Raw genomic sequence first — 5374 nt, 5'->3', positions numbered from 1 at the left:
CCAATTGCGATCGTTTGGCACAAATACTTGTGAACTTAATTGATAATGCAGTTCAATCCTCAGAGCCGCAAGCACCAATTATAATAAAGCTCATCCAGGCTGAAACTCAGACCATGATTCAAGTGAACGATTCTGGCTGGCATTCCTCTGGCGCAACAGGCGGGCATCGTTGAGCGTTTTTATCGTTACCCTCTCCAATCTATGAGTTCCTCTATTCTTTTGATTGAAGATGAAGCCAAGCTAGCACGCTTTATTCAGTTGGAGCTAGACTGCGAGGGTTACCAGACCACCGTTGCCCAGTTTAACAGGATTGGAAATCTGCCGTAGACTGCGATCGACTGGCAACAAAGTACCAATCATTCTACAGCCTTGTTCAGGCGATTGAAGTATAAAAAACGGGGTGCAGGGGCTGTGCCTTACGGGAGTGAAAAACGCCGTATTAACTGCAAAGGACGAAGTGGGCGATCGGGTTGTGGGGCTGGATGCAGGAGCGGATGACGATTTGGTAAAGCTTTAGCATTGAAGAATTGTTGATCGACTATAACCAGTATTTGAAAAACTCTACTAAATTAATTGATCTATCTACCTTAGAAGCCGCTAATGTTTATCTCCACCTCACAACAAACTACAACCCAATCCCTGACCTGCTTGTATCAACAGGTGCGCCAGCTTAGTGAACAGATTTGTCAGCCCTTAGCAATCGAAGACTACGGTATTCAAAGTATGCCCGATGTCAGCCCTCCTAAATGGCATCTGGCGCATACAACCTGGTTTTTTGAAACCTTTGTGCTGTTGCCCAACTTGCCCGAATATGAGGTGTTTCATCCCAAGTTTGGCTACTTGTTCAACTCCTACTACGAAGCCATTGGCGTTAGACACCCTCGCTCTGAACGCGGATTGCTCTCTCGTCCCACCGTCGAGGAAATTTATCGCTATCGAGCCTATGTGGATGACGCGATGCGATCGCTCCTCTCGCAGCCTGAATTAGCCCCCCTAATCAAGCTGGGATTGCACCACGAACAGCAGCACCAGGAATTACTGCTTACGGACATTAAACACATCTTCGCGATCAATCCTCTGCGTCCGGTCTATCAGCAGAACCGACTCGCCGCACCGCCTCCGGTCGCTGCACAGGAACAGTGGTTAGATTATCCGGGCGGGCTCTATACGATCGGGCACGACAGCTCAGACTTCGCTTTTGATAATGAATCTCCACGGCATCAGGTTTATCTGCAAGACTACTGGCTGGCAGCGCGGTTAGTCACAAATGGAGAGTATCTGGAATTTATGCAGCATGGCGGCTACAGTAAGCCGGAATATTGGCTGGCAGAAGGGTGGACGATCGCTCAAACGCAACAATGGCAGGCTCCGCTGTACTGGGAGCGGATCGACGGCGACTGGTGGATGATGACGCTGAGTGGAATGCGTCCTGTGAATCCCGATGAGCCAATCTGTCACGTGAGCTATTACGAGGCGGATGCCTACGCCCGCTGGGCTGGGAAACGGCTCCCTACCGAAGCCGAATGGGAAGTGGCTGCAGCTCAAGTTCCAATCCAGGGAAACCTGCTCGAAACGGGGCAGCTTCACCCTATGACTGCGATCGCCAGTACCCGGCCGGATCAGCTCTTTGGCGACGTATGGGAATGGACGCAGAGTGCTTATTTGCCCTATCCCCGCTATCAGCCAGCAGCAGGAGCAGTGGGAGAGTACAATGGCAAGTTTATGTGTAATCAAATGGTGTTGCGGGGCGGATCTTGTGCCACCGCTCACAGCCATATTCGCGCCAGCTATCGCAATTTCTTTCCGCCTTCTACACGCTGGCAGTTTTCCGGGATTCGCTTGTGCGAGTAACGACGCAATACCAGCAATGATGCAATAAATGATGCAACGGATGATCACCCTCAATTCCGTGGAGTTCTCATGATTCGACTCGCAACATCTGATGACACGGCTGCTCTGATTGCCCTGGCAGAGGCAACCGGACTATTCCAGCCAGATCAACTTGATGAGGTTAGCACAATGCTGGGGGATTACTTTGTCAGCCATGACAACAGCGATCGTTTCTGGCTCACTGATGCCGAAGAAAATGACGGACTCCTGGGAATTGCCTACTGTGAAATGGAGCGGATGACCGAAGGGACATGGAATCTACAACTGATTGGGGTTCGACCCGATCGCCAGCGACAGGGACGGGGGGCCGCCCTACTCAATCATGTTGAACAACGGTTAGCAATAGGCGGCGGGCGGATACTGCTCGTCGAAACATCGGGGCTGCCAGACTTCGATCGCACAAGAGCGTTTTATCGGAAGTGCGGCTATGGCGAGGAGGCACGCATCCGCGACTTTTATCAAACGGGTGATGACAAAATCGTTTACCGCAAGGTGCTAGCGGCTTCAATTAATGCTCACCCATCTGTCTAGCGGTTGGGCAAATAAGCCGCGTTTCTTGCCGCCCTTTTCAAAGGTTTCATCGGGTTCCACGACCACCCAATTTCCTGCGTAAGAAATAATGAGGAACTGCCGAACCGCTCCAATTTCTGTCTGAATTTAAAGTCCCCCATTGATGGGAGATTTAGAGGACTGCCCAGCAATGTCAAACTCAACAATTTAGACTCAGTTCAGCAACGCTACTCCAGCAGGTTATTGTCGCTGACACAATAGCAGAGCGAACCACTTCTGAGGATCAGTCCAGATGTGTACTGAGTTGAGCGATCGCTGTTTCAGGTCAACGGTCAGGGTCGGCAAGTCAAACTTACGAGAGATTTCAGTGTGGATCGTTTCTTGTGCATAGAACGAAGTCTGGTAGCCCAATTTCTGCAGCAGCACCTTTTGCGGTTTTAAGCTGATGAGGTGCATCTCAATCTGATGCCGATGAACGTTATAAAATGCGGAATGGGCAAATTGATCAATCGCAAAATTCCCCTGAAAGCGATCGTTGAGATGGTGCAGAATATTCAGGTTAAATTCCGCCGTTATGCCCTGAGCATCGTTGTAGGCAGCTTCCACAATCTCGATCGGCTTTTGCAAATCAACGCCCAGCAAAAAGAAATCCCCCGGCTGCAAGCTCTGTTGAATTTGGGTGAAGAAGCGATCGCACTCCTGCGGATTCAAGTTGCCCAACGTACTGCCCAAGAAAATCAGCATCCGCCGATCGAGCTGTACCGGAGGCAAATTCGATAAAGCCTGCTCATAGGTTCCCACCAAGCCGCACAGATTCAGCGTAGGGTATTGGCGCAGCAGCATGGGTGCAGTATCTTGAAGGATGCCCGCACTAACATCGATCGGGGCATAGTATAACGGATGATTGAGCTGCTGATATGCCTCCAGCAATAAGCGAGTTTTACGAGAGCTGCCACTGCCTAGTTCGACCAGTTCGCAAGCCCCCGTCATCTGCGCGATTTCCAAGGCACAATCTTCCAGAATTGCCTGCTCTGTGCGAGTTGGATAATACTCCGGCAGATCGCAGATTTGCTCAAACAGGGCTGAACCGCGATCGTCATAGAAATATCGGCAGGGCAGAGTTTTCGGAACCTGCTGCAATCCCTGAATTATATCAATGTCATGAACGGCTGCTTCGGTTGGAGCGAGTTCAATCCAGCGAAGACGGGGGCTTTGCTCTATTGGCATACAAGCAATCTCCTGCTCGAATTTGAATAAACTGCGTTTATAGAAAGCGACTGTTTATAAAAAAAGAGGCGGGAACGATAGCCGCGATCGATCGCCTCCTGCGTCCACACGCCCAGGTTAAAATCCTACAGGGGGCTGTAGTCAGTTGCAACGGTTGGAATGCCACGCATTTTGAATCAGGGCGCAGGCTGTCATTAGAACAACAGGCGCAATAATTAACTGAATGGTTCTACCAACGTCTTCAGCACTGATGACCGTTGTTTTTAGCTCACCTTCTGAACACTGCACGCACTGCAACCGAACTGACCGTCAATCCGTTCAAAAGGTCAAACTATGGCACCATACCGCCCTTGACTGGGATGGAAGTCTTGTCTACCGCCACGAATCGTTTGTGGGCTTTAAGTGTGATCGAATGCAGTTGTCCAGTTCTACTGCATACCTCAAGATCCAACGATTGATTAACGATTGATTATTGATTATCGAGGGGTCCACCTCTACACCCTGTTCCTGCCTTATCTCCTCCAGATCTGGGTAGCTTAAGGCGTAGCACACTTGTTTTCTGCAACATACCCATCCGTTCACCCGGTTACTACCTGCTAGCTCAGTGAAGTTTGGTATTCTCAGGGGTAATCACTTCGACGGAGTGGAATCATCAAAAATTATGCAAATTATTTCAGGCGATATCAAAACCGTTGCTATTGTTGGCTCCGGTGTGGCTGGATTAACAGCCGCGAGATTTCTACAAAACGCTGGATTGACTTGCGAGATTTTTGAGAAAAGCCAGAAATTGGGCGGAGTATGGGCGGCAGGATATCACGCCTTTGGGCTGCAAGTTCCCCGTTCGTTCTATGAATTTCCTGACTATCCCATGCCCGAAAACTATCCTAATTTGCCATCAGGTGAGCAAGTTTGGGCCTATCTAGAAGATTACGCCCATCATTTCCAAATTTTCGACAAAATTCGTTTCAACTGTATCGTTAAGCAGCTTGAACCAATTCCTGAAAATCGCTGGATTTTGCACTACGCGAATCAAGATACCGGGGAAACAATTCAAAAAGAGTTTGATTTTGTGGTTGTTTCTACTGGGCTTTACTCTAACCCCTATATTCCTCCGATTCCTAACCGAGAAGTTTTTTCTGGCAAGGTTTTGCACTCCTCAGGCTATCAATCACCTGACCTGCTGAAGGATCGCAGAGTCGTAGTCGTGGGATTTGGCAAGAGTGCCTTAGACATTGCCACCGATGCTGTGCAATGGGCAACAGATGTCACTTTAGTTTTCCGTAATGCTTACTGGCCCGTTCCCCTGCGGGTGTTGGGACTGATTGACTTTAGAGTGATTTTCTTAAATCGTTTAATCGGTGGATTTTTACCGCTCTATCAACGTCCCTACAAGTGGGAGAAAAATTTCCACAAATATTTTTCCGGGCTGATTTGGGGCTTCTGGCGGTTTGTAGAACTTTTATTGCAGTTGCAGTATTCACTGAAGGAATCCAACTCTACCCCATCTCATCCGGCTGAATCAGGGGTGTTCGCGCATGGTTTTATCCCACGAAACGAAACCTACAAATTGATGCGTCAAGGCGCGATTCAAGTGCAACGTACCACGATCGAGCAATTTACACCCAGTGGCTTAGATTTGGCAAACGGGGTTCACTTGGAGAGTGATGTTGTCATCTTTGGCACGGGTTGGCAGCCCAACTACAGCTTTTTGCCGGCAGCATTTCAATCCACCGTGGATGAGGATGGA

5 protein-coding genes are annotated in these 5374 nt (G+C 49.3%); 4 read left to right on the top strand and 1 reads right to left on the bottom strand.

The genetic code is table 11. The features are described 5' to 3' along the window. Window positions 1–201: 201 nt before the first annotated feature. From H6F80_RS31075 to H6F80_RS03795, 3 genes are all read left to right on the top strand, one after another. Window positions 202–327, top strand: coding sequence for a response regulator (locus H6F80_RS31075; protein ID WP_277879027.1), 126 nt, complete (start codon window positions 202–204; stop codon window positions 325–327). A gap of 273 nt (window positions 328–600) precedes the next feature. After that, complete coding sequence (gene egtB / locus H6F80_RS03800; protein ID WP_190790281.1) at window positions 601–1851, top strand: ergothioneine biosynthesis protein EgtB; 1251 nt, start codon at window positions 601–603, stop codon at window positions 1849–1851. A 69-nt stretch (window positions 1852–1920) separates the two neighbouring features. Continuing rightward, the gene (locus H6F80_RS03795; protein WP_190790280.1) at window positions 1921–2421 is read left to right on the top strand and encodes a GNAT family N-acetyltransferase; all 501 of its coding nucleotides are present in this window, start codon (window positions 1921–1923) and stop codon (window positions 2419–2421) included. A 219-nt stretch (window positions 2422–2640) separates the two neighbouring features. Here the strand turns inward: H6F80_RS03795 and egtD are convergent, their stop codons facing one another. Next, entirely contained in the window at window positions 2641–3627 is a 987-nt protein-coding gene (gene egtD / locus H6F80_RS03790) for an L-histidine N(alpha)-methyltransferase (protein WP_190790279.1), read from the bottom strand. Between the two features lie 661 nt (window positions 3628–4288). On the opposite strand from egtD, the gene H6F80_RS03785 reads away from it, so the two are divergent. Further along, window positions 4289–5374 (top strand): flavin-containing monooxygenase (locus H6F80_RS03785; protein WP_190790278.1); only part of this gene is annotated, 1086 nt, incomplete at its 3' end.

The sequence above is a fragment of the Leptolyngbya sp. FACHB-711 genome, from assembly GCF_014695615.1.
In the GTDB taxonomy this organism is placed as follows: Bacteria; Cyanobacteriota; Cyanobacteriia; order Elainellales; family Elainellaceae; genus Leptolyngbya_A.
Note: the sequence above shows the minus strand (reverse complement) of the source record. Positions and strands in the feature narration are given on the sequence as shown.